This window comes from Candidatus Poriferisocius sp. (genome assembly GCF_965202595.1).
Classification (GTDB): domain Bacteria; phylum Actinomycetota; class Acidimicrobiia; order Acidimicrobiales; family Bin134; genus Poriferisocius.
In genome coordinates this window covers 2,475,355-2,499,732 of record NZ_OZ241836.1, presented here as the reverse complement: position 1 = coordinate 2,499,732, position 24,378 = coordinate 2,475,355, and the positions used below count along the sequence as shown (strand labels likewise).

The following is a 24,378-nucleotide window of genomic DNA, read 5'->3' as shown; positions in this document are numbered from 1 at the left end:
AGTGGATCGAGGCTTCAAAGCTCAATGGCCGGCCCGGGATGTCGAGACCCAACTGTCGTTATCGAATACCAACCGGTGGGCGGCGGCTCTCCAGCGGTTGGGGGTTGGCAGGGGCTCGTTGCCCAGGACCCGCTTGATCAGTATGGGCAGAATGATCAGCGTTCCGGCTACGGCGGCCCGGCCATCGCCCACCAGCAGCAGGAATCCGGGCAGGGCAGGCATGGTCAGGAACACCACCAGCCCGGTTTGGCGCAGGATGCGACCCGCGGCCAATCCCCCCAGCAAAAAGAGCGCCGCGGGCCAGGCGATCACTGCGAAGGCTCCCAGTGCCGGTGACAGGCCTCGCCCGCCGGCCCCATTGATGAACAACGACCAGTTGTGACCAATTACCGACACGGCACCGGCGAACGCCATCAACAACCAGCGGTCGCCGGCCAGCAAAGGTCCGAGTGCGCCTTTGCCCACGTCCAGCAAACCGCCGGCCACCAAAGGAACGAAACCGGCAACTCGGTAGAGACCGGTACCCGAAACCGTCCCGGTACCGACCTGGCGAAGGTCGGTACCGGCCAGCGACTGCGCCATGAGATAGGAGAAAGGCACAGCCCCGGCCGCAAAAGCGACCATCAGCACCATCGTCCCCCACATCAGGGGATATTCTGCCCCATATCACCGCTCCTTTGCCACAGGTTCCCAGCAACACCGCCCGGCACCGAAGCAGAACGTGACAAGATGGGGCCGAGATGATTGCTGGTCAACCAACCCGGTTGGGGCCGAGATGATTACTGGTCAACCATGAGTACTGGGTAACGATGATTGCTGGTCAACGATGAGCTCTCGCCCGCGAACCCGATTGCTGTTGATCCGCCATGGCGAATCGCAGGTGACGGTCAAGCAGATCATCGGTGGCGATTTGTCATGCACGGGTTTGTCGCATCTGGGCCGGCGTCAAGCCCAAGCTCTGAGTGAGCGATGGGCCAGGGGTTACGAACCCAACGTGGATGCACTGTGGGCCAGCACGTTGCCCCGAGCGGTGGAGACGGCAGAACTGCTGTCTCCCGCACTGGGAGGATTGCTGGTGCAGACCCACGTCGACCTGGTGGAACGCCGCCCCGGTGAGGCCGACGGGGTGGGTTACGAGGAGTTCGGATCCTTGTTCGAGTGGACCGGCGATTTCCACCCCCACATACCGCTGGCACCGGGCGGCGAGAGTCTGGCCACCTTCTCCTACCGGACCGGCAGGGCCTTGTACGAACTCATCGAGGGCAACCCCGGGACCACGATGATGGTGGTGTGCCATGGTGGGGTGATCGATGTGGCCATGCGGCTCTTCATGGGTTTGGGTATGAGCAGGCAGTTCGTCCTCTGGACCCTCAACACCTCCATTACCGAGTTCGTGGCCACCGATGATCCCGGGGTTTGGCAACTGGCGCGCTACAACGATGCCGCCCATTTGGCCGGGCTGTCGGCTCGCACCGAACCGGCCGACCGCTCAGATCACGAGGATCGTGCCGGGGTCGATTGAGGTGAGTTCTCCGATAATTGCCGCGGTGTGACCGGTTGCGGCCAATTGGGCAACCGCATCGCCGGCCCCTGGGGGCGGGCAGCAAAACAGTAGGCCGCCCGAGGTCTGGGCATCGGCCAGCATGGTGAGGGTTCTTTCGTCGTCCGATCCCCGTAGTCGAGGTCGTACATGGTCCAGGTTGCGGGCGGTGCCGCCGGGTACGAATCCCTGGTCCAGCAGTTCCCACGCCTGGGGAAGAACCGGTACCGATTCTGCTTGTATCACCGCCCCGGTTCCGCTGGCCGCAGCCAGTTTCTGGAGATGGCCGAGCAGCCCGAAACCGGTTATGTCGGTTGCCGCGGTGGCTCCGGCACCCAGCGCGGCCGCCGCGGCCCGGTCGTTCAGCCGGGTCATCTCGGCCACGCCGGCGTGGTAGGTCTCGGCCAGTTGGCCGCCCGGCTCAACGGCATCCGGGTTGGAGCGTTTGACCGCGGTGGCCAGCAGGCCGGTCCCCAGCGGCTTGGTCAGCACCAGGGACTGCCCCGGCCTGGCCCCAGCATTGGTGAGCAGTGTGCTCTCGTCCGCCTCCCCGGTCACGGCTTGGCCGTACAGCGGTTCGGGGCCGTCAACCGTATGGCCACCGACCACGATCCATCCCCCCTCCGAAGCGGTGGCCGCTCCCCCGGCGAGCACCTCGGAGAGCACCTCCAGTGGGAGATCCCCATGAGGCCAGGCCACCAGATTCAACCCGAAACGGGGAGTGCCGCCCATGGCATACACATCCGAGGCGGCGTTGGCCGCCGCGATCCGTCCCCAGGTATGGGGATCGTCGACCACCGGGGCAAAGAAGTCGGCGGTTGAGATCAGGTTACAACCATCTCCGAGTCGCCAGACGGCAGCGTCGTCCCCGGTCTCTGGGCCCACGATCAGGTTCTCGTGGGTGCTGATGGGCAGGGAGCGCATGACCTGCGCCAGCTCGGCCGGTCCGAGCTTGCCGGCTCAACCGGCACCGTGGCTGTAGGCCGTGAGCCTGCCGGTCTTGGGGTCCATACTTTCGACGCTACCGGCCCGGCGCTGTGTTGGCCCGGCACTGCATTAGCTTTGCGCTGTGTTGGCCGGGAACTGCTTTAGCTTTGCGCTGTGTTGGCCCGGCACTGCATTAGCTTTGCATTCGTGACATCAGGGGAGTCGGGGTGAGTGACCAACCGGCACGCCGGGCCCCACCGGGCTGGTATGCCGAGCAGGGTCGAGGCGGTTACCGGTACTGGGATGGGCAGGCGTGGGCCTCCGGCGCGGGCGAGCCCATCGGTTTGCCGGTTGGGTCAAGCGGTAACCGGTCATCCCCCAGCCGTCAAAGAGTCGGACTTGCCCTTCTGGGGGCCGGGGTGGCCCTGGTGGTCGCCGGGCTGCTGCTTCCCTGGGCTGAAACCGGTTCGGCCCGCCAGGGGGTGCTGGACGGCGAGATACCGTGGCTGGTGGGTCCGGGAGGGGTGGCCGATTCCTGGTTGCTGTTACCGATGGCCGCGGTGATGCTGTGGGCGGTGCTGGTTGTGTCGTTGACCGGCAACAACCGGCGGGTGTGGCTGGTGATGCTGGTCGCCGGTTTGGCCGTTATGGGGTTTTGCGTTTCGGAGGGGCTGGCCATGGACGAGGGTCTGGACACGGCAGGAAGTCGGGTTGGTTCGGGCCTGTTCGTTGCCTATGCCGGAGGAGCTGCGGCCTCCTTGAGCGGGGTATTGCTCAGACCGAGATTGCTCTGACCCCTCCTAAGAGGAGGAGCGGGTCAGCTCTGACCCCTCCTAAGAGGAGGAGCGGGTCAGCTCTGACCCCTCCTAAGAGGAGGAGCGGGTCAATGGTAATTCCACGACCATTTCGGTGAACTCACCGGGTTCGGTATTCACGGTGATGGTGCCGCCATGTTCGCGGATGATGTCGTTGGACAGGGCCAGGCCCAGACCCGTGCCCTCGTTGGTGGGTTTGGTGGTGAAGAAAGGATCGAAGATTTTCTCGGCCACCTCCGGGGGGATCCCGTTTCCGTTGTCCTTCACGATGAGAACGGCGCTCTCATCGGTACGGCGGGTTCTCAGAACGATGGTGGGGGAGTAATCGTTGGCCTCGCTCGAACCCGATTCGATCAGCTCTTTCTGTTTCTTGTTGGTTGCGTAGCCGGCGTTGGCCACAAAGTTCAAGAACACCCGTCCCAGGTCCTGAGGGACGACCTCGAGTTGGCCCATGTCCGGATCGAACTCCTCCTCCAGGGTGACCTGGAAGTCCGGGTCCTGGGCTCGAGCGCTGTGATAGGCCAGCAAGGAGTGCTCATGGATAAGGTCGTTGATGGAGGTAAGTTGGGTATCGCCCCCGCCCCGGCCCATGAGAAGCATGTCCTGGACGATCCTGTTGGCCCGGTTTCCATGCGATTGAATGCGCTCCAGGTTGTCGTTCAGGTCTTGGTTGATTTCCTCCAGCAGGTCCCGCTGCTCGCCGGTAAGGTCGTCGCTGAACTCCTCCACTATCTCGTTCATCTCCTCGAGCAACTCGGCGGATGCCGCCGAGAAGTTGTTGATGAAGTTGAGCGGATTACGAATCTCGTGGGCCACGCCGGCGGTTACCTCGCCCAGCGCGGCCAGCTTCTCCCGGGCAACGATCTGATCCTGGGCCTGGCTCAGCTCCTCCAGAACGGATTGGAGCTCGTCGTTGCGCGAGCTCAGCTCCTGCGCCAGCTCCTCCACCAGGTTCAACCGCTGGATCTCCAGGGCGTGACGGCGGAACACCTCAAGGGCCGAAGCCATCTCCGCGATCTCGTCGCGGCCGCTGACCTCCACCTCCTCCTCCAAATCCCCGCCGGCCAGCGTCCGCATGCGACCGGACAGGCGGCCGATCCGCCGTAGCAGCACCCGGCCCACGAAGAGCCAACTGATCAGCCCGGACCCGATTATGCCGATGATGCTGATGATCACCAGAAGGATCCGGGCGGTGGTGATGGTTTGCGCGGAGTTCTCGGTGGCTTGGTCGGCACCGTCTCGAGCGGCTTCCACCAGGGCGCGGACCTCGTCCAGGAGTTCGACCGCCACAACTTGGTTCTGGGCCAGAAGTTCGTTCTGGCGCTCGATGATCTCCAGGCGATCAACGGATACTTTGAAGGCACTCTGATCGTCACGACCGAGAGCCAGCAGTTCGTTCACCGCTGATCTCAGTTCCGGGACCATCTGTTCTGAGGCGGCAACCGAGGCCAGGCTGATCCGGATGCGACCCTCGACCGACTCGAAGCTTTCCTGTAGAGGTTCGACGAATTCAGCGGTGGAAGCAATGAGAGCGCTGCCCATCAACTCGGATACCTGGGCCACATCGGCCTGCAAAGCGTTGAGATGCCGGTAGAGGAGTAGTTCGTCCCCCGATGTCCGGGTACTAGCATCGACCGGTTCGGAATCCAAGTCCCGGTAACCGGTCACCTGGAAGAAGAGCTGATCGTCGATGGCGGGCAGGATGATGCCGGCGGCCTGATCGTGAAGAGCCGGGATCTGGCTTTGAAGTACTTCGATCTGCCGGGTCAGGTTGTAGTAATGGGGCATGTCGGAAGTGATGGTCGCTATGTTTATCTCCAACGTTCTGGCGGATTCCTTGATGCCCAGAACGTGAACGTCCTCGGGGTTTTCGCTATCCAGGAGTTCGAGATTCTTCTTGAACTCCTGCCGCACGGTGCGAACCTCTTCTGAGATGGTCCAGAATTGACTGGGCGAGGCCGTGGTAAGCCGGGGTGCGGCGGCCACCAGGGAGTTGCTCAGTTCGGCCAGCCGGAACGCGCCGGCCAACTCGGGAACGCTTTCCTCGTTCACCCGGTTCTGGCTTTTGCTTATGTTGGTGAACGATATCCAGCTCACAACGCCGGCTACGATGGTAAGAGCCAGTGCCCCGAATATACCGGCATAAAGTTGAGTGGAGATCCGCCGATGCAGCGCGGGCCGTTGACCGGCTTCGGTGTTGCTTTCGGCCTCGGTGTTGTTCTCGGCTTCGGTGTTGTTCTCGGCTTCGGCGGGGTGGGGGCCGGTCGTCTCGGTCATGGGCCGGTGTCTCCCAGAGAGCTTGCGGACCGGTATTGGCCGTCGGAATCTATAACGGTCAAAAAGACGGCCTCCGAACCCTGGTTGTCCACGGCCCGGTCCGCCTCGCTGCCGAAGTCGAGCACGAATCCGTCGATGTCGATTCGACCGGCACCCAGGAGGTTCTCCAGGAAGCAGTCGCGAGTCAGGTCGGCACCGCACCCCTCCAGCCCGGCTATGGCCAGCCTGCCGGCCAGGTATCCCTCCAAGGACACGAAACCGGGCTCGGCTGTGGGATCGAACGCGGCTAGGGCCCGGGTGTAGGAGGCTACGACCGGGATGGAGTTGTCCTGGGGGAAGGGAACCACCTGGGTGACGTAAACACCCTCTCCGCCCGGGCCCAGTTCGGTGGCCAACGCGTTGCTGCCCACGAAGGAGACCGTCATGAATTCGGGGTCGAAGCCGATGTGGCGGGCCCAGGATATGAGGGCGGCAACCGGTTTGTAGGCCCCCACCAGGATCACCGCTTCGGGATTGCCCTGCCTCAGGTCGAGCAACGCCGATTTCACTGCGGTGGTGTTGCGGGGATACACACCGGTGGCCACCAGGGCCATTCCTCGCTTGTCCAGTGCGGCTAGCACCCCGTTGTATCCGGCCCGCCCGAACGAGTCGTCCTGGAACATCACTGCGATACGGGTGATGTTGGCATCAGTGGTGAGGCGTTCAACCATCTCTTCGGTCTCCTGGGCGTAGGAGGCTCGAAGGTTGACGATGTTGTCCCGATCGTCATCGCGCAAAAAGCCCGCTCCGGTGAACGGGGCTATGTAGGGGACGCCGGCGCCGGCTGCCACCGGAGTGGCCGAACGCGACGTGGGGGTGCCCACCGCACCGATGAGGGCAAAAACCTGCTTGTCATGGATGAGTTCCTGGGTATTGGTTATGGCGGCCTCGGGCTCGTATTCATCGTCTTGTGAGATCAACTCCAGGCGGCGCTCGTGCACCCCGCCCCGCTGGTTGACCTCATTGAAGGCGGCCTGGATGCCCAGCCTCATGTTGATGCCCAGTTCTTGAGCCGGACCGCTGAAAGCCGCCGACTGCCCAAAAATCACCCGGTCGTCGAAAACCCCGATCCCCTTCCGATCGACCAGGGTGGGTTCGGGAGTCGGGGTGGGGGTTGAACCAGAGGCGGCCGGGTCGGATCCCCCCGATCGGCATGCCGGTGCGACCAGGGCCAAAACGGCGATGACCAGTCCCACCCGCCAAAGGGCGCGTATTTTCGGTCGGGAGGCGCGTCTTGCCAGTCCCACCTGCCAAAGGGCGCGTATTTTCGGTCGGGAGGCGCGTCTCACGACTCGGCAATTACGGCCAGTTTGAGGTGGTTGCGGCCGTTTTTGTTGCGGTACTCCAAATCCTTTCCCAGGCTCCGCACCAGGTGGAGTCCCAGACCGCCGATGGGCCGTTCGGCCAGCGACAAGGTCAAATCGGGGTCGGGGGCATCCTCCAGCGGGTTGAAGGGGGCCCCGTCATCGGTTATGCGGATGGTGAGGGTTTCGTCACTGAAATCCAGTTCGAGCTCGACGGCGGTGAGCCCGCCGGCGGCACCATGGGTAAAGGTGTTGAGCACCAGCTCCTCCAGTATCAGGTTGGCCCTCATGGTCAGCGTCACCGGCCAGTTCTCCGCTGCGGCCATCTCTTCCAGGACGTTCTCTATCGGTGACAAAACAGCCGAGTACTCGCCCTGTTCCGGGGGCATAACCAGGCGTAGGGAGCGCTGCATGTCAGTGGCCCTCCTCCATGGTCAGCGCGCGAGCTGTTGGGGTCATTAGGGGGTGTTAGGGTTGGTGGCGGTTATCAATGGCCCTCTGACTGTCAGCGCGCGAGCTGTTGGGGTCATTAGGGGCGACGAAGTGTCAGGCAGGTGATGTCGTCGGACTGGGGGGCATCACCGGTGAACTCTCTCACGTATTCGAACACCGCTTCGGTGGCTGCTGAGGCGCTGCTGGGGGGGCGGCCGTTGAAGACTTCGATCAATCGCTGCATACCGAACTGCTCTTTGCTCGCGTTCATGGCCTCGGTCACCCCATCGGTGAACAACACGATGGTGTCCCCGGGGGCCAACGTAACCGTATGCTGGCTGTAGGCGATGTCGGGGGCGACCCCCAGGGCTACACCCTTGGTGAGCGGCAACTCGGTGACCGTACCTTCACCGCTCACCAGAAGCGGGGGGTCGTGGCCCGCGGTGGAGTAGGTGAACAATCCGGTGTCCGGGTTGAACAGGGCATAGATCAGGGTCACGAACATGAAAGTCGGGTTGTCCTGATGGAGTTGGTTATTGACCTCGCCCACCACCATCTCGGGGGTGCGGACACCGATGGCCGCTCCCTTCAGCGCGGTGCGGCTGGACATCATGAACATCGAGGCGGGGATTCCCTTGTCGGAAACGTCGGCCACCACGAGGGCGACCTGGTTATCAAGGGTGAAATAGTCGTAGAAGTCGCCGCCGATATTGCGGGCCGGCTCCATGTTGGCCGAAACCTCGTACTTATCGTTGACGGGGGGAGTTTTGGGCAGGATTGATTGCTGGAGCTGGCTGGCGATGCTCAGCTCGTTCTGAAGGGCCACTAGCTGGTCTCGGGACGACAGTGCTTCCCGCCATTCGGCCAGGTGCTCCAGAGTGCGACTTATGGTGATCTTGAGATCGTCGAAGTCGATGGGCTTGGTCACGAAGTCGAAGGCACCCCGGTTCATGGCGGTGCGGATGTTGTCCATATCCCCGTAGGCGGAGATAATCACCGCTCTGAGATTGGGATCAACCCCGGGAAGCTGTTGGAGCAGGGTGAGGCCGTCCATCTTGGGCATGTTGATGTCCGACAGAACCATGTCGATGGTCGGATCGGCGTTGAGTTTCTCCAGTGCCTCCAACCCGTTTTGGGCAAAAACAAACTCGTATTCGCTGGAGCGGATTTTGCGCCGCATCCTCTGAAGTATTAAAGGCTCAAGATCCGGTTCGTCGTCGACGACCAGGATTCTGTAGGGCGAATTCAAGGGGTTACCCCTGTTTGGCGTCTTCCACCGATTGGAATACGTCGATGATTTGGTCAAAGCCGCTGATGCGGAACACATCGCCCACGGTGTCCGACAAGGCGCAGATGCTGAAGGACTTGTCCTGCTTGTCGAGGTTCTGAGCCGCCATGAGCAGTACCCGTAAACCGGCACTGCTTATGTATTCGAGGCCGGCGAGGTTCAGGATCACCTTCTGATCGGCGGGGTCGAACAGGCCCTGGAGGGACTCGAGGAGATCGGATGCGTTGGATCCGTCCACCCGCCCCGAAGCATTGATGACCAATACATCGCCGGTGCGATTGTGGCTTAATTCCATGGCGGCTGCCTCTCTTTTTGCATTCGGTTGCCGGCTATCTTGCCAACCAGAACTATACACAAGCCAACAGCGGTGACGGGTGGCCCGCCCCCGGTGCAGTTCCCGGTGCCGGCATCTCGGCACCGGGATGCCGGTGCCCGCCCCCGGTGGCGGGGAGGGATCAGCGGGGTTGGGAGAGGATGAGCGCGCTGGTGGGTACGGCGGTACCGGCGGTGGCCAGCACGTTCTCGACGTTGTCGATCTGGTTAACCGAGGTGCCCCGGATCTGCCTCACTGCTTCGGCGATGCCGTTCAGGCCGTGAATGTAGGCCTCCCCGAGCTGCCCACCGTTGGTGTTGATGGGTAGGCGGCCGTCCCGCTCGAGGTTGCCGTCGCGGATGAAGTCCTTGGCCTCGCCCCGGTCGCAGAAGCCGAACTCCTCGAGCTGGGGCAGTACCAGGGGGGTGAAGTGGTCGTAGACGATGGCGGTCCGGATGTCGCTGGCCGCCAGCCCGCTCGACCGGTAGAGCTGGCGGGCGCACAACCCCATCTCGGGGATGCCGGTGATGTTGTCCCGGTAGTAGCTCCTCATCATGTGCTGGTCCTCGGCCACGCCCTGGGCGGCGGCCGCGATAATGGCCGGCTTCTGCTGAAGGTCCCCGGCCCGCTCGGCGGAGGTCACCAGCAGTGCTTGAGCCCCGTCGGTCTCCTGGCAGCAGTCCAGCAGGTGCAGCGGCTCCACGATCCAGCGGCTGTTCTGATGGTCCTCGAGGGTGATGGGTCGCTGGAAGAAGTGGGCGTGGGGGTTGGTGGCCGCGAAGGATCGGTCCACCACCGATACCCGACCGAAGTCCTCGGAAGTGGCCCCGTACTCGTGCATGTAACGGGTGGCGAACATGGCCACCCAGGAGGCCGGAGTGACCAGGCCGAACGGTGAACTCCACGAGAAGCTGACCTCGGTGGCTTCCGCGCCGGCGGGTCGATCCTGCACTCCGGTGCCGAAACGGTGCCAGGAGCGCTCGTTGAAAGCCCGGTAGCACAGCACGTGGTCGGCGGCCCCGGAGTAGATGGCCTGGCAGGCCAGGGCGATCACCCCGCAAGCTGCACCCCCCCCGTGGTGGACCATGGAGAAGTGGGTCAGCTCCTGGATACCCAGGTTTCGGGCCAGCTCTATCTCGGGATTCTGCTCGGCCGAGTAGGTCACCATGCCGTTCACCTTCTCGGGGGGCAGGCCGGCATCCTCGCAGGCGGCCAGGCAGGCCTCCACCGCCTGGTCCATGGGGGTGCGGCCCGAGTTCTTGGTGAACCGGGTGGCACCGATACCGGCGATGGCGCAGTGATAGGCGTATTGCAGGGTCATGGCGTTCTCCTAGGGCCGGGGTAGGCCCAGTTCGGCTGTTCCGGTCACGTGCGGTCCCCGGCTGTTCAGGCCCTGGAAGGAAACCGTGACGGTTGCCACCCCGTCCACCTCCTGGGTGGCGGTGACCGATCCCGACATGGTCATGCAGTCGTAGGGGTAGTTGGGGACACCGAGGCGTATCCTCAGGTTCTTGAGGATGGCGTTGGGGCCGGCCCAGTCACCGAGGTAGCGGGCCGAGAGGCCGCTGGAGGTCAAGATGTTCATGAATATGTCCTCGGACCCCTTCCGGATGGCCATGTCCCGGTCGTGGTGGACCTCCTGGTAGTCGCGTGACGCGATGGCGGTGGACACGATCAGCGTGGGGGTGAGCGGGATCGGGCACAGCGGCAACTCGTCGCCGGCCCCCACCTCGTTGATGGTGAGGGTGGTCGGGTTGCGGGGAACCCGAGCGGGCCGGAACACCGGCAGGCTGACATCCTCGTGGGTCTGCATGTGCCAGACCTCCAGGGGCATGCCCACCTTGAGTTGATCGGATCGACAGTCGGTGACGTTGCTGATCAGGCGAACCCCCTCCTCCAACTCCACCAACCCGATGTTCAACGGGTAGTCGAACGAGGGCACCCGGGGGTGGTGGGCCACCACGTAGGAGTAAAGGGTGCCCCGGCCGGAGGTGACGCGGTAACCCATTTCGGTGGCACCGCAGGCCGGGCAGCGGTTGCCGGGTGGGTGCTGGAGGTGCCCGCATCCGAGGCACTGCTGGATTCGCAGCTCACCGACCCGGCTGCCCTGCCAGAAGAAGTCGGTGTCCTGGTTTCGGCTGGGGCGGGGGCGGGGCTGGGGTTGGTTCGCGCCGTCGCCATCGCCACTGCCGGTACTGCGTCCCGTGCCGGGCCGGAACTTGAGGATGCGAAAGAACATCGACCCGACGTGGTGACCATGCTGGTCGTGGTACTCGGTTTCGGTGGTAACGAAGTGGCCGATGCCCAGAGCGGTCTGCTTCTCGTCGGAGACCTCCACCAGCTTCACGGTTCCGGTGAGGTGATCACCAAGCCTGAGGTAGCGGTGGTAGACATGCTCGGAGTTGGTGGCCACCACGCCGGCGTAGCCGTGTTCATCCAGCATGGCGTACACCCCGGAGGCGGGATCCTGGGGGTCGTTGACCCTGGGAACGTTGCCGACCATCGTCCAGGCGTTGAGCATGGCCGGTGGGGCGGTGATCTCGCCGTGGGGGCCGCGGCGGGCGGCATCGGGGTCGGTGTAGATGGGGTTGGCGTCGTCCATGGCATCGCACCAGTGGCGGATCATGGGCTGGTTCACCGGGTCACGAGCAGTGGTCGGGGTGCCGGTGCTGCCAACCTGCCGGCGTAGCTCGGCGAGGAACGCCTCCTTTTGCTCCCCGGTCATGTCATCGCTCATGCTCCCGGGATCGTCACGACCAGCTTCGCGTTTTTGCTTTTGCTCCCCCGTCATGTCATCGCTCATGCTCCCCCTTTTGCCGCAGTGGACGTTAGCGCGATTGGCATTGGGGGCAGAAGGTGAGGGTGCGGGCATCGTAGGTACGGTGCTGGAGCGGGGTTGCGCAGCTCAGGCACGGCTGGCCGGAGCGGCCGTAGCAGGCCAGGGCGTGCTGGTGACTCCCCCGGCCACCGTCGGCGTTGCGATAATCCCGCAGCGTGGTGCCGCCGTTGGCCAGCCCGGCCTCGAGAACCTGGACCAGGGTGGTGTGGAGCTTCGCGGCCTGGATCCGGCTGATCCGGCGCTCGCCCGGGTGGATTCCGGCCATCCACAGGGCCTCGGTGGCGTAGATGTTGCCGACCCCGGCCACCGGTTTCTGGCTCAGCAACTGGGTGGGGATGCGCCGCCGGCTCCGGCGCAGGGCCTGGTAAAAGCCTTCGGGGGTGAACTCTGCGCTGAGGGCATCGGGGCCCTGGGCAGCCAGCGTGGGAATGGTGTCGTAGCGGCCCGCGGGCACGCAACGGATCCGACCGAAGCGGCGGATGTCCCGGAAGATGAGGCTCTCCCCGTGATCTAGTTGCCACCATGCCCGTATGTAGGGATCCTCGTTGCGCTCGGGGCTGCTTTCGGCCATGACCATCAGGGAGCCGGTCATGCCCAGGTGGATGATGAGTTCCCGGCCGTCGTCCAGGGGGGCGATCAGGTACTTGCCCCGGCGGTTGATGCCCTGGATCGTGGTACCGGTGGCTGCCCGGGCGGGGGTGAACTTGTCCGAGGGGTGGGTGTGGGCGGCCAGGATGCGTCGCCCCGGTAGCCGGGGTGCGAGCTGGCGGCGGATCGTTTCCACTTCGGGCAGTTCGGGCACCAGCCCGATTGTCGCACGAATACGAAGCAGGGGCTTACCGGCGGTGGGCCAGAATATGTAGCAGGGGCTTACCGGCGGTGGGCCAGGGTGCGGCGGGCGGTTTCCAGGTCCTCGGGGTTGGTGACCCCTATCCAGGATTCGTCGGTGGGGACAACTCGGACGGTGAGCGTCCCGGCCTCCATTTGGGCCGCGACGGCGTGGGGCAAGAGGTACTCGGCGGTGGGGCTGTGGCGGTTGTTCTCGAGAAACCGGGCAAAGCCGTCCCGCAGGCTGTTCATGAACGCCGGGGGAAAGCCCCACAGGTTCATGGACACCAGGGTGCCGGCGGGAAAATCGTTGCCGGCTCGAGAGATGCCCTCTTGCTCGAAGATGCCGGTGAGCCGGTCACCGTCAACCCGGCACACGCCTCGGGTCACCGAGCCCTCGGCCGGCAGGGTGCGGTCGAGCCGGTAGCCACACAGCCGGGCCTCGTTGCCGGCCATTTCCTTCATGGCTCGGGCCAGGGCGGTGTACGCGGTGGGGCCGTAGTAGTCGTCGGCGTTGCACACCACGAACGGGCCTCTCACCGCTGCGGAGGCCGACAGTACGGCGTGGGCCGTGCCCCATGGTTTGGGTCGGGGTGGGCCGTGGGTATCCTGGCGCACGAAGATCACGTCAAGATCGGCGGGCGGCCCGCCGCGACCCTCGAAGTGCCGGTTCACGTCGTCCTCGATGTCGCTTCGCACGATGAGCACCACTCGGTCAGCGCCCGCGGCTCGGGCATCGGTGATGGCAAAGTCCAGGAAGGCCTCGCCATGGGCTCCCACCGGGGCGAGTTGCTTGGTCCCCCCAAAACGCGATCCCAATCCAGCGGCCATAACAACCAGAGTGAACACCAGTGACCTCCTAAGCCTTGCTAAGCCTTGCTAAGCCTTGCTAAGCCTTGCTAAGCCTTGCTAAGCCTTGCTAAGCCTTGCTAAGCCTTGCTCGCTTGTCTCGCTACCGCCGATGCCACCAAGACCCGGGCGGACACCAATGCTAAGCCTTGCTCGCTTGTCTCGCTCTCAGGCGGCGGTCCCGCTCAGCCTCCGCCTTACCTCGGCGCGGGCCGAGGCTAGGTCGTCACCGGCGATGGTGACCTCCTCGGCCGGCCGGCCGTTTCGGGCGAACACCAGCACGCAGCGGGTCACGGGCTCACCCACCGCCTGCTCCACCGTAAGGGAGTAGGCAGCCACCTGGAGCCTGTAGAGGTCGATCTTGGCTTGCCGGGTTTCGTCATCGTGGATGTCGTCGGTTTTGTAGTCCACCACCACCAATTCGTTGCCGGTGCGGTAAAGCAGATCCACGAAACCCTCCACCACCATGCCCTCCACCGGGGCGGCCACGAACAGCTCCTTCCAGTGAGCGCCGGCGGCGGCTTCCTTGACGGTGTCCGACCTGAGCACGGATTCGGCCAGAGAGCGGACGGTGCTTGTGGCTTGGGGAATGCCCTCGGTTCTGGCTTGTTCCTTCGCGAGCGGCGCCAAGCGGTCGGAGTCGGGGTTCAGCTCCACGTCTTGCAGCACGCCGTGGACTGCCCGGCCCACCTGGGTACCGCCCCGACCCCTGCGCCCCGGGGGTTGATCATCGTCGCCGTCGTCGGCTTTGTCCTTATCGAGGCCAAGGTAGCCGGGGTGGTCGGATTTGGAGGTGGGTTCAACCCCTCCTGGATCGGCTCGGGCGATTTGCGATTGCAGCTCTCCTGGATCGGCTCGGGCGATTTGCGATTGCAGCTCTCCTGGATCGGCTCGGGCGATTTGCGATTGCAGCTCTCCGGTGCCGGCCCGGGCGATTTGCGAGGGGCTTGTGGCCGACGGCTTTGCAGCCCGATCCAGAAGAGCTTGCCGCCCGCTTTCCCAGTCTCGAAAAGATGTCCGGCTTCCGTGCTCGCCAAGCCGGTGCTCGCTCGTATCGCGGGGCTGTTTGGAAACCGCCGAAGGGGATTTGTCGGGATACGGGTGTTCGGCCATCCACAATGCTTGGGGAAGCTCTGCGGCGTTGTCCACCACCATCTCGGCCATGGAGGGTTCGGCGTTGCTGTTCTCGCTTCTTGCCTGGCGGTGGGTTGACACCACCAGATGGTCCCTGGCCCGGGTCAGGGCCACGTACAGCAGGCGTACTTGCTCGGCGCGCTGCCTCTGATCCTCGTACTCCTGGTGCTTTGCGAATGCTTTTGTGCGTAACGACTTGTTGAACCCGGCCTCGAACCCACCAGTGGTGGGCCATAGCACCGTGGCCGGCACGTACCGGCGCTGGGTGTGGGTACCCGACAGGATGACGATGGGGAACTCCCGTCCCTTGGCGGCGTGGATGGTGGTGATGCGAACCGCGTCGTCATCGGTCTCCGACAGTATGACATCGGATTCCCTGGCTCGCTCGTGGATCTTGCGGTCCACCCAGGCTACGAACTCCCTCAGCCCCCGCCCGCCGGACTCCTCGAACTGGCGGGCCTGGTCGATCACCAGGTTGAGGTTGCGCCACACATCGCGAGGTCTGCGGTGGCCGTAACAGCTCGATTCCAGCAGCCTTCGTTCGTGCACCAAGCGCTCGACCAACTGGCTGGGTCGCAACCAGCGCACCTGCGCGTGCAAGCCCTCAAGCCAGGCCATGGCCTCACCCACCGGGTGGTCCTCAGCCAGGAGTTCGGGTCGGCGCGCTGTGTAGTCCCACCGGCCTTCGTGGGTTACCTTGAAATCGAACAGGTCGTCGTCACCGCAGCCGAAAACGGGGGAGCGCAAGGCGTTCACCAGGGACACCTCGTCGGTGGGGTCGGCCAGCGCTCGAACCGTGGCCATCACCTCCCGCACGATGCGGCTGGCCCAGATCAGCGAGCCGGCTTCGATACGGTAGGCGATGTTGCGTGCCTCCAGCGCCTCCTCCAGTTGCGGTAGCGATGTGCGGGTCGGCAGCAGGATGCAGATGTCCTCCAGCCGGGCCGGTCGCCAGCAATCCCGGCCGTTGCCGTCCTTGCCGTCGCCCACCGACCAGCCCTGGCTGATGGCAGCAGAGATGACCTGCGCCACCTGCTGTGCTTCCCCCTCACGCAGTTCGGGCATGTTCGTCTCTTTGGGGTGTTCACAGTCCAGCACCGACACCGGTGGCCCCTTGGGTGGTGATCCTCGAACCGGCTCCAGGGCTTGATAATCGGGTTGGATGTGCGAATCCTGGATACCGGTTGAAACCATGAACTCATCGAAAAGGGCGTTTATCCAACGAACCACCGGTTCGGACGATCGGAAGTTGCGGGTGAGCGATTTGCAAACAACGGTTCGGGAGCGCCCCGCCTGGGTGAACAGGTCGATGTCTGCCCGGCGGAACCGGTAGATGGATTGCTTGGGATCGCCCACGTAGAAGAGCTGTCCAGGTTCGTCCCGTAGTTCGGGCCAGCCTCGGGTGTCGTCAGGAGGTGCGGCGATCAGCTTGACCAGTTCGATCTGGATGGGGTCGGTGTCCTGGAACTCGTCCAGCAGCAATTTTTGGTAGCGCTCGGACAGCGCTTGCCTCACTTCCATGCCGTGCTGGGGGTGCCGCAGCAGATCCCGGGCCATCACCAGCAGGTCGTGGTATTCCAGCACTCCCTGCCGGCGGCGATCCTCGGCGGCTTCAAGGGTGAACGCTCCCAGAACCAGGGTCAACCGCCGGATCACATCATCGGCCACGCGCTCCCTCAGATCTTCGATGGCTTCCCCGAGTTGGGCTAGCTCATGGGCCACCTCGGTCAAGGATGGTGCCCCTTCGTCTTCGTCGGGCCAGTTGGCTTTACGGCCTGCTCCGGTGAAGTTCTTCGGTTCGGTCTCGAACAGCAGTTGAAGGATCTGGTCGCGGTCGTCTCCCGCCTGGCGCAGCAACTCGGCCCGCTCGGCAATCTTGCTCAGCTTGGCCACCATCGTGTCGTCGGGGTCCTTGCAGTACGATTGCAAGGCGGCTACTCGGCTGAACCGCTTGAAGGCACCACTTAGGTTGGGGAGTTCCATCGGCCCGCTGGGGGGTGGCTCGTTGCCCATTCGTTGAGCCACCAAATCCCAATTGCTGTGCAGCTCTTGGGCCAGCTCCCGCAGATGGTTCGGTTTGACGTTCAAGGTTCGAGCCAGAACCAGGCAGTGCTGCTGATCGGGGTCGCTCAGCAGGCGGTGCAGATGCTCGTCCCAGCGATCCTCGAATGCTTCGTTGGGGGTCACCTCGATGCGGGGGGGCAGCCCGGCTTCGATGGCATGTTGAGAAAGAATGCGGAGCGCGAACCCGTGGAGGGTGGTGATGGCCGCGCCGTCCAGGTGGTTGAGGGCCTCGGGGTGCTCACCGGAGGCGGAGAGCTTCTGGCGCAGGCGGTTCTTCAGTTCGGCTGCGGCTTTCTCGGTGAAGGTAATGGCCGCGATGTTCTCCATCGCCACCCCGGAGTCGATAAGGGCCAGCACCCGGTTGACCAGCTCGGTGGTCTTGCCCGATCCGGCCCCGGCTTCCACGAACAAGGTCGAATCGAGCTCGGCGACGATGGCGTCCCGGTCGGGTTGGTCGCGGGCGGTGTTGGTGGCGGGCATTATTTAGTGACCTTCCCGGTGGTGACGAAGGGGGTCCGGTCGCGGGCGTTGTTCTTGTCGCCAGCCATGGTCATTGCTCTTCCTGCTCCGAATCTTCGGGCGGCTCCGCCAGTTGGCGGTAGGCGGCCAGCTCTTCTCGTTCCCGCATGGTCTCCCACTGCCGGCGGCGGTCGCCGGTGCCGAGCCGGTCGGCGTTGCAGTAGCCGCAGCGCTGGCTGTACTGGCCCCCGGAGCTATCGGGTCGGGGCCGGTCGCAGAACACTCCGGCCTCGATGCCCTCGGTGATGGTGCCAACCACCGAGGCGAAACGATCCATCACCGTGCCGTCCATCGGATAGCCGACGGTTTTGAACCGTGCCTCGCTGGTGACGAACCAGTATCGGGCTGCTACCGGAGCCTCGGAATGCTCTGTGTGGGCCCGGGCGGCCAGCCCGTACACCGGAAGCTGGAGCCGGGTTCCCCGCTGGACGGGATCCCGGTTAGCGCTTGACTCGTTCAGACCCCGGTAACCATCGGCCCTGCCGGTCTTGTAGTCGATGACCACCAGCTTGCCGCTGCGGCCTTCGTCCACCCGGTCGGCCCGGCCCCTGAACCGGGCTTTCTGGCCGCGGGGCAGTTCAACGGTTATCGCATCCAGGTCATCATCGGGTGTCCCGAAGCCCAGCTCGCTGGCAGCCGGGGTGACATTTTCCTGGCCGCGATGTTCGTCGTCGGCTGTCAGGAAGCGGTCCAGGTCTTTCAATATTTGGTTTCGTTCGTAGTGCCAGAACACCGAGTAGCCGGTCAGCCCCCGGGCTTCGGCTTGATCGCACTGTTCGGTTCCGATGGCGCGGAGCCGCTCTCGCTGGTCCGTGTTCCAGGGTTGGCAAGGTGGCGGAACCTGGCCGGTTTCCATCTGCTCGCGCAAGAAAAGGTCGAGAGCATTGTGAATCAGCGAGCCTTTGTCCAGGGCGGATATCCCCAGTACCTCTTCGGGCTGGTCTGCTTCCTGCACCCCGAGGACATGCTGGAACAGGTAGCGCATCGGGCAGTCGGCCCACGTTTCCAGGCTGGTCGGCGATACCAAACCTCCGATCAGCCCGGTTGTGTCCACACCGGCCAGGTTGCCGTCGAAACGGGTGAATTGATTCGAGGATCGGGCGGCAACCAGCTCGGCTCCCCGGGCCAGCACCGGATCGTTCTCCAGAAGATCGTATGCGGTCCGGTTCGCAACCGCAGCGGGGGTGGTATTGAGGTTTGCTGGTTGCTGGTTGAGCGGCTGTTCGGTCCGGTTCGTAACGGCAGCGGGGGCTGCTGGTTGCTGGTTGAGCGGCTGTCCGGCTCGGTTCGCACGGGTAATAGCCCGTAACCGGAACTCCTGGGCCGTGGTGGGGAAATCGGCGCGCAGCACCCTTTCCGAGAACGAGGGCACATGCTCGAACCAGCCGATGGTTCGGTCGACTGCCGGCGTTTCAAGGTTGGTGCTGTCCACCGGCTTTCCGGCCAGGGCGGTGGCGGTGTCCAGGAGCCAGCGGGACGGGTGCTGTTCACAAGCCTGCCTCGAATTGCCTCGAGCGTAGACAAGTGTGCTGGTGGCGGAGGAGGCCAGTACGGTCAAGAAGTGCCGGTGCTGTTCTTCCAACCGGTCGGATAGCAGGGTCAGGTTGTCGCTCACGGCCTTGCGCTCCCGGTCGGGAAGCAGCGGATTGTCGGAGGGGCTGTGCGGGAATGTTCCCTCGGCCAGGCCGATGAGGATTGTCCTGTCCTGCTCCATGCCGGTGGAGCCACCGATTTGCTCGGTCAACACCCCTTGGCCGATCCGACCGGCGCGCTTGGTGGGTGCAGCCAACTCGGAGATCAAGGCGTGCCGGAAGGCTGCTGGACGGGGAGACGGCTCGATCCGATCCAGGTTGGTAAAACTGTCCAGGATGCTTTCGATCTGATCGGCTGCCTCCTGCTCGGCCTCGGGCCAACCGGACCGGGCCCGGTCGCCGGTCAGGTATTTGTCGATCAGGCCCTTGATCCACTTGCACCACGCTTTCCAGGTGGCCGGTTCAGGGTCGGGGGATAGATCGCCAATGAGTTCGGCCATGAACTCGATCAGGGAGTTGGTGTGGTTGATTTCTCGCCGGTTCCACTCGGCCCAGCTTTCGATCTCGTCCGGATCGCCCTTCTTCTGTTCTGCGGCCTGTTGTAGTTTTTGGTAGTGAGCCTCGAGCCGCTCCCTCCACTGATCGGCACTCCGAACCACTCCAGCCCGGCGCGCTATTCGATCCCAAGCGGTCACCGGAATGGCACGAGGCCAGGTTTGGGCGCTGATTTGGGTTGGAACGGTCGTGAAGGGTTCCACCACCGATAACAGGTTGAACACTTCATCCCGACGGAAGTCACGGTCTTGCAGGTTGAGCAGGGCCAGAAGGCCCCGACCCACCAGGGATTCGGCCAGCGTGAGCCCGCTGGGGCCGTTGAATGGGATGCCGGCAGCTTCCAGGTGATCCTGGAGGTGGCGGATGGTGGGCATGCCCCCGCCGCTCAAAACGGCGATCCGGTTCAAAGCAATCCCTTCTCGTGTAGCGTTGAGCACCTCACGGACCGCCACCTGCACCTCCTCGTCGGCGCTGGTTGTGCTGATGATCCACTCCCCATGCGGTTGGTTGATCTCCACGCCAACGTTGAGTTCTCCTCCCATGTTGTTTACCGACTCCAGCACGGCGGTGTCGGCACCAGCGTTGCCGGTTAGCCCGGCAATAACCGCCACCGGTGTTTTTTTGGCCAGGGCAGAAACCATGCATCCCTGGGAGTGGGTGACGCGCTGGGGTAGGTAAATGATCGCCGGACCGAGTTCTTTGAGAATGGGGCTGATCGCCCCCGATTCCAGCGCCGTTATGGATAGTTCGTTCAGATCCTGGCCGTCGTACCACTCGCCCTTCAGCCTGTCGCGGGCCTGGCGGCAAACGCGTACCATGTCGGCGGCTCGGCGGCTCTGTGTTGCCAACACATCGAGTTGCTCGTTGGTCAGGTTGCGAAGGTCACGATAGGCCTGAACCAGAGCTTGTTCGGTGGCGGGATGTCGGGCTGAGGCTTGGAACAGGCCGGGGTCGGCATCCAGCACGCTTCTCAGGGTCGCGCTGAGCACCGGGTCTGGCAGAGGCTTTTGATTGGTTGGGTTTGCCAATCGTTCGGCCAAGTCGAACAGTTTGAGAAAATGCACCGCGGCGATCCCCGGCTTTTTTGCGCCAAGGGCTCGCCGGGTGGCAACTCCGGCCATGTTGGTGGGTACAACTACGGTGACGGTTTGAAGCGGGTCGTTGCTCTTGTGCTCGTGTATGAGTGTTTCCAGCCGGTTGCGAGCGGGTTCGCCGTATGGGGTGTATTCGGTTCGTAAGACCATGCTTGCGATTGTAGGGGTGGGGGGTGACAGTTGGTGTATTTCACCAGGTCAAGGAATGTTTTGGGTTGTGGATAGCATGTTTTGGCCGGCTGCGGTTGGGGTTCCGTATCGGGTGGGCATCTATATTTACTGGCGTAAGAATAGATGCCCAGGTGTTGGGAGGCGTGTTGTGAGGCGTTTGTTGTTGGTTGGTTGGGTGGTGGTTGTGGTGGTGTTCGGGTTGGCCCCGGTGGCGGCTGGTGGCGGTGGTGTGACTGTTGGTGATGTTCGGTTGCGGGATCGTTTGGTAGCTGATCAGGAAGCGTTGTTGAACGTTTACCGGTGCATGTTCGACATCGACACCCACATCGTTGACGGCGGCTGCTCCGATGGCCACCCCACCCAGCCTCCCCCACCCCCGGTGCTTTTCACCGGTACCCCCACCCCCCAAGAGATCACAACCCGTGACCTGCTGATCCGGAACCAGGAAAACCTACTCAACGTCTACCGCTGCAAATACAACATCGACACCCACCTAACCCCCAACAACTGCAACCCCACAACCACAACCACCACTCAACCACCAATTCCTTCCACAACAACCACTACTACAATAATCCCACCGACAACTACCACTACGACAACCACGACTATCATTCCAGCGACCACAACTACAACAACGACGACGACTATTCTCGCCCCGGCTGTTAACCCCAACCAAACCTTAGCCCAAAGGATAGCTGCCATTGAAAAAACCAAACCTCAATATTTAGTTGAAATAGCTAACGCGATGGGTTTAACAGACCTTGGCAAAGAAGTCTTTTATGATGTCAAGGTAGTTATAAAAGGTAGTGGCAACCCTTGTGTTTGTTATGATCCGAACTATGGGATTATATATGTGACCCGTTCTAAGACAAAACAATACAGAACTATAAGAAATTTAATGCATGAATTCTTACACGCGGTCTATTTTAAAAAACTAGTTGGTTCCAAAGATTTTGCTAATATTACCCAACAATTAAGACAACTGTATGCTCAAAGTAGTTATTTGCAAACCAGGATTGAAAATTATATGCGATTTGGCGACATACCCCGAGATCATGAACCCGACCATTGGATGTTTTTAACCGAACTCTTTGCTAATTCAGGAGCGAATATGCCATCTTATCAAGATCGTACGCCAGATTTAGATGAATATTATAATCGTTATTTTAAAGATTATAAAGATTTAGTCAGAAAAGTTGGTGGCGGGTTTAATGAATACTTCCAACACCTCACCTTCCCGGAATAAACAAATAAAACACCATGCCCCAAATTGAAGACAAACACTTACAAAGATTTAAACAACTCTTAGAAAAAGCGCAAACAACTTTACTAGCTACCCAAGAGTTATTAACCAGTTTAATTGGGAATGAAACCATATCTGACAATTTAAAAGATTTAAATAACCAAGAAACCATTATCTATGGTAGCTTTGATGGCCAAAACATGGTGGCTTCAGAAGCGGGTTAGTTGAACGTTCGCGAGGCGGCCCATGGCCGGGGCCATGAGTGCTTGTTCTCGTATTGCGTTCCGGGCTAGGTAGCAGGCCAGTTCGGTGTCGTCGTCGAGGTTGAGGCGATTTCGGTCGGCCATGTCCTGCTGGGCCAGCAGCGGGCCGATGCGGTCGGTCATGTCCAGGTAGCGAACCAGGCGGGCCATTGATTTGGCCCGGGCGGCAGCGTACCCGTCCAGGGCCGGGGTGATTACCGTGCGCAGGTCGTCCAGAACGGCGGAATATATGTGACTAACGCCGGTGTCCAGGGGTTCGGGTAGCTCAGGGGGTTCGATCTCCACCCCCAGAGCTTGGCAAACCAGCTCGGCGGCCACCCGGCGGTGGAGAGTGGCGAATAGCTTGCCCATGCCCAGGTCGCCACCGGCCGCTCCCGACATTCCCAGGCCGATCAGGTTGCGGATTTGGCAGGCCAGTTGCCAGTAACCCACCCGATCGGTATCCACCGGACCGTCGTACCATCCGAACGCGGTGTCAATATCCAGGAACGGAGTGAGCATGGCCCGCACCGTGATCCAGGCCAGATCCTCCATGGGATCGCCGACGTGGGCCAGCTCCCAGTCGCACAAACCGTTCACCCGGTGGCCATCGTGAAGCACGTTTCCCGGTCCCAGGTCGCCGTGTACTAGAACCGCGCGCTCGGGAGGCTCGGGCGCGGCCCTGGCCAGTTGGCGCAGGCCGAGATCGATGAGCGGATCGGGTTGGGGGCAGTGCTCCCGGTAGACCCGGGTCCATAGAGCCAAGTCGTCCATCAGCAGGTGATGGGGTGATTCCAGGGCGTGGAGGGCGTTTACCTGGTCCATGAATTGCCGGGCCAGGTGAGGATCATCCAGTGGTCCCGCCGTTCCATCCACGAACTCCAGCAGCAACGCTCGCCCGTCGGGGCTCACCCCGCAGAACCCGGCCACCCGGACCGGCTTTGCGGCCAACCACTGGTAAACCCGGGCTTCCCGGGCCAGGTCGTATCCCTCGATGGACAGCGGCGACGTGCCGGTATCCATTCGCAGGAACCGCCGCTCACCGCTTCTCAGTGTCACCGTCCAGGCCTGGCGAGAGGCACCCCCTGGAATCCGCACCGCCGTGGCCACCGGCTGCCCGCAGCACTCCTCAACCCACCGCGCCACCTCAGCAACCAGATCGCTCATTGCCCGCCTCCGGTTTCGCTCATTGCCCGCCTCCGGTTTGGTTGGCGGTTGTGGAGCCAACGGTCAGAACATTCTTATGATTCAGCTCGGCTCCGGTTTCGTTGCCGGTCGTGGGCGGGGTCAATTGCTATGGGAGTCCGGTGAGGGGTTGCCGGCTCGGGCGATACGTTCGAGGGCGGGAGCGTCGGCGCGCAACTGCCCGGTCCGGTCACGATGGAGCACCTCGTCGGTGCCCTCGGGGCACTGGGCCACGAATGGGCACCAGCCGCACAGCGGGCCGGTTGAGGCGGGGAACTCCAGTGTTATGCAGCTATTCATGATGTTCAGCCAGGTGACTCTCAGCTCTTCAAGCGCCTCGGTGAGGTTCTCGTCGGTGATCTCAACCTCGACCACCTTCTGGCCCAGGTACAGCAACTGTGCCCGGGCCGGCCTGCGGTTCTCCAGCTCGGTCAACGCGGCCGCATACAGCAGCATCTGGGTGGCGTAGTTGGATGAGAACCGCTCGGAGGGGGCCTTGCCCGACTTGTAGTCGGTGACCACCAGGCCGTCGCCGGTATCGTCCACCCGGTCGATGATGCCTCGGAACGGTACCCCGTTGATCTTGACCCGCACATCCTGCTCGGTGGCAGCCACCTTGACCTCGCGGGGGTCCTCCAGGTCCCATAAACCCTCTATGGCCTTCCAGCCGTTGATGCGAAAGTTCAACCCTCCCCGCTCGTCCAGCTCCAGGCCCCGGTAATCGGGGTGGTTCTCCATCCGGGGCCAGAGTTCACGGGCCAACTCTTTGGCCCGTGGCACCGTGCGTTCCTCCACCGGCTCCTGCATCAATCTCTCCAGCACCATGTGGGCGAAGGTGCCGGTGACCGCGGCTTCGCCGGGCGGGTCGGGCAGGCGATCCACGTAGCGGAACTTCCAGCGCCGGGCACACTCCCGGTAGGAGGAAGCACTGGAGGGGGACAGGTACTTGGGCGCGTAGCGTTCGGGGATCTCCAGGAGCTGTTCACCGGTAAAGGTGCCGTCGGGTTCGGGGGAGCCAGGTCGGGGAGTGGGGCTGTGACCCCGGTTGCCGGGTTCGGGGGAGCCAAGCAGCGGCGCGTGGTTGTGATCCCGGTTGCCGGCTCCGGTTAGTTCGGCGGGTTCTGCCATCGTGGTTCCGGTCATCGGTTTTCTCCTTGCAGGTTGATGGTTAAAGGTCGGTGGTCA

General features: G+C 62.8%; 19 protein-coding genes. 4 read left to right on the top strand and 15 right to left on the bottom strand.

Features of this window, described 5'->3' with window-relative positions:
- Window positions 1-21: 21 nt before the first annotated feature.
- A complete protein-coding gene (locus ACOGXC_RS11270; protein WP_419918288.1) occupies window positions 22-624 on the bottom strand; it encodes a glycerol-3-phosphate acyltransferase in 603 nt (200 codons plus the stop codon).
- Between the two features lie 202 nt (window positions 625-826).
- Between ACOGXC_RS11270 and ACOGXC_RS11265 the strand changes: the two genes are divergently transcribed.
- Window positions 827-1,522: a histidine phosphatase family protein gene (locus ACOGXC_RS11265; RefSeq protein WP_419918287.1), complete on the top strand. Its 696-nt coding sequence runs from the start codon at window positions 827-829 to the stop codon at window positions 1,520-1,522.
- Here ACOGXC_RS11265 and selD read toward each other — a convergent pair.
- Complete coding sequence (selD, locus tag ACOGXC_RS11260) at window positions 1,490-2,551, bottom strand: selenide, water dikinase SelD (protein WP_419918286.1); 1,062 nt, start codon at window positions 2,549-2,551, stop codon at window positions 1,490-1,492. The two genes, ACOGXC_RS11265 and selD, sit on opposite strands and share 33 nt — an antisense overlap.
- A 143-nt stretch (window positions 2,552-2,694) precedes the next feature.
- Here selD and ACOGXC_RS11255 point away from each other — a divergent pair, with 143 nt between their 5' ends.
- Window positions 2,695-3,261 (top strand): hypothetical protein, encoded by a 567-nt coding sequence (locus ACOGXC_RS11255; protein ID WP_419918285.1) that lies wholly within the window; start codon window positions 2,695-2,697, stop codon window positions 3,259-3,261.
- Between the two features lie 72 nt (window positions 3,262-3,333).
- Here ACOGXC_RS11255 and ACOGXC_RS11250 read toward each other — a convergent pair whose 3' ends face one another.
- The 11 genes from ACOGXC_RS11250 to ACOGXC_RS11200 all read right to left on the bottom strand — a co-directional run bounded on the left by ACOGXC_RS11250 (window position 3,334) and on the right by ACOGXC_RS11200 (window position 20,499).
- Window positions 3,334-5,559: a sensor histidine kinase gene (locus ACOGXC_RS11250; protein WP_419918284.1), complete on the bottom strand. Its 2,226-nt coding sequence runs from the start codon at window positions 5,557-5,559 to the stop codon at window positions 3,334-3,336.
- Complete coding sequence (locus ACOGXC_RS11245) at window positions 5,556-6,794, bottom strand: ABC transporter substrate-binding protein (protein ID WP_419918283.1); 1,239 nt, start codon at window positions 6,792-6,794, stop codon at window positions 5,556-5,558. The genes ACOGXC_RS11250 and ACOGXC_RS11245 overlap by 4 nt, the downstream gene beginning before the upstream one ends.
- Window positions 6,795-6,883: 89 nt before the next feature.
- The gene (locus tag ACOGXC_RS11240; protein ID WP_419918282.1) at window positions 6,884-7,315 is read right to left on the bottom strand and encodes an ATP-binding protein; all 432 of its coding nucleotides are present in this window, start codon (window positions 7,313-7,315) and stop codon (window positions 6,884-6,886) included.
- A gap of 116 nt (window positions 7,316-7,431) precedes the next feature.
- The gene (locus tag ACOGXC_RS11235; RefSeq protein WP_419918281.1) at window positions 7,432-8,583 is read right to left on the bottom strand and encodes a PP2C family protein-serine/threonine phosphatase; all 1,152 of its coding nucleotides are present in this window, start codon (window positions 8,581-8,583) and stop codon (window positions 7,432-7,434) included.
- Window positions 8,584-8,587: 4 nt separating this feature from the next.
- Window positions 8,588-8,917: an STAS domain-containing protein gene (locus ACOGXC_RS11230; protein WP_419918280.1), complete on the bottom strand. Its 330-nt coding sequence runs from the start codon at window positions 8,915-8,917 to the stop codon at window positions 8,588-8,590.
- Between the two features lie 160 nt (window positions 8,918-9,077).
- Complete coding sequence (locus ACOGXC_RS11225) at window positions 9,078-10,256, bottom strand: lipid-transfer protein (protein WP_419918279.1); 1,179 nt, start codon at window positions 10,254-10,256, stop codon at window positions 9,078-9,080.
- Window positions 10,257-10,265: 9 nt separating this feature from the next.
- Complete coding sequence (locus ACOGXC_RS11220) at window positions 10,266-11,738, bottom strand: FAS1-like dehydratase domain-containing protein (RefSeq protein WP_419918278.1); 1,473 nt, start codon at window positions 11,736-11,738, stop codon at window positions 10,266-10,268.
- Window positions 11,739-11,763: 25 nt separating this feature from the next.
- Window positions 11,764-12,576 (bottom strand): bifunctional DNA-formamidopyrimidine glycosylase/DNA-(apurinic or apyrimidinic site) lyase, encoded by an 813-nt coding sequence (gene mutM / locus ACOGXC_RS11215; protein WP_419918277.1) that lies wholly within the window; start codon window positions 12,574-12,576, stop codon window positions 11,764-11,766.
- Window positions 12,577-12,644: 68 nt separating this feature from the next.
- Window positions 12,645-13,451, bottom strand: a complete 807-nt coding sequence (locus tag ACOGXC_RS11210; RefSeq protein ID WP_419918276.1) for a nucleotidyltransferase family protein — start codon at window positions 13,449-13,451, stop codon at window positions 12,645-12,647.
- Window positions 13,452-13,619: 168 nt separating this feature from the next.
- Window positions 13,620-17,129 carry a UvrD-helicase domain-containing protein gene (locus tag ACOGXC_RS11205; RefSeq protein ID WP_419918275.1) on the bottom strand — a complete coding sequence of 1,170 codons (3,510 nt, stop codon included), beginning with the start codon at window positions 17,127-17,129 and terminating at the stop codon, window positions 13,620-13,622.
- 70 nt (window positions 17,130-17,199) lie between these two features.
- Complete coding sequence (locus ACOGXC_RS11200; RefSeq protein WP_419918274.1) at window positions 17,200-20,499, bottom strand: PD-(D/E)XK nuclease family protein; 3,300 nt, start codon at window positions 20,497-20,499, stop codon at window positions 17,200-17,202.
- A 169-nt stretch (window positions 20,500-20,668) separates the two neighbouring features.
- On the opposite strand from ACOGXC_RS11200, the gene ACOGXC_RS11195 reads away from it, so the two are divergent.
- Together ACOGXC_RS11195 and ACOGXC_RS11190 are read left to right on the top strand one after the other, a co-directional pair.
- Window positions 20,669-21,769: a hypothetical protein gene (locus tag ACOGXC_RS11195; RefSeq protein WP_419918273.1), complete on the top strand. Its 1,101-nt coding sequence runs from the start codon at window positions 20,669-20,671 to the stop codon at window positions 21,767-21,769.
- 14 nt (window positions 21,770-21,783) lie between these two features.
- Window positions 21,784-21,990: a hypothetical protein gene (locus tag ACOGXC_RS11190; RefSeq protein ID WP_419918272.1), complete on the top strand. Its 207-nt coding sequence runs from the start codon at window positions 21,784-21,786 to the stop codon at window positions 21,988-21,990.
- Here the strand turns inward: ACOGXC_RS11190 and ACOGXC_RS11185 are convergent.
- Both ACOGXC_RS11185 and ACOGXC_RS11180 read right to left on the bottom strand, forming a co-directional pair.
- Window positions 21,976-23,175 carry a phosphotransferase family protein gene (locus ACOGXC_RS11185; RefSeq protein WP_419918271.1) on the bottom strand — a complete coding sequence of 400 codons (1,200 nt, stop codon included), beginning with the start codon at window positions 23,173-23,175 and terminating at the stop codon, window positions 21,976-21,978. The genes ACOGXC_RS11190 and ACOGXC_RS11185 overlap by 15 nt on opposite strands.
- A gap of 120 nt (window positions 23,176-23,295) precedes the next feature.
- Window positions 23,296-24,336: a RecB family exonuclease gene (locus ACOGXC_RS11180; RefSeq protein ID WP_419918270.1), complete on the bottom strand. Its 1,041-nt coding sequence runs from the start codon at window positions 24,334-24,336 to the stop codon at window positions 23,296-23,298.
- Window positions 24,337-24,378: the final 42 nt, after the last annotated feature.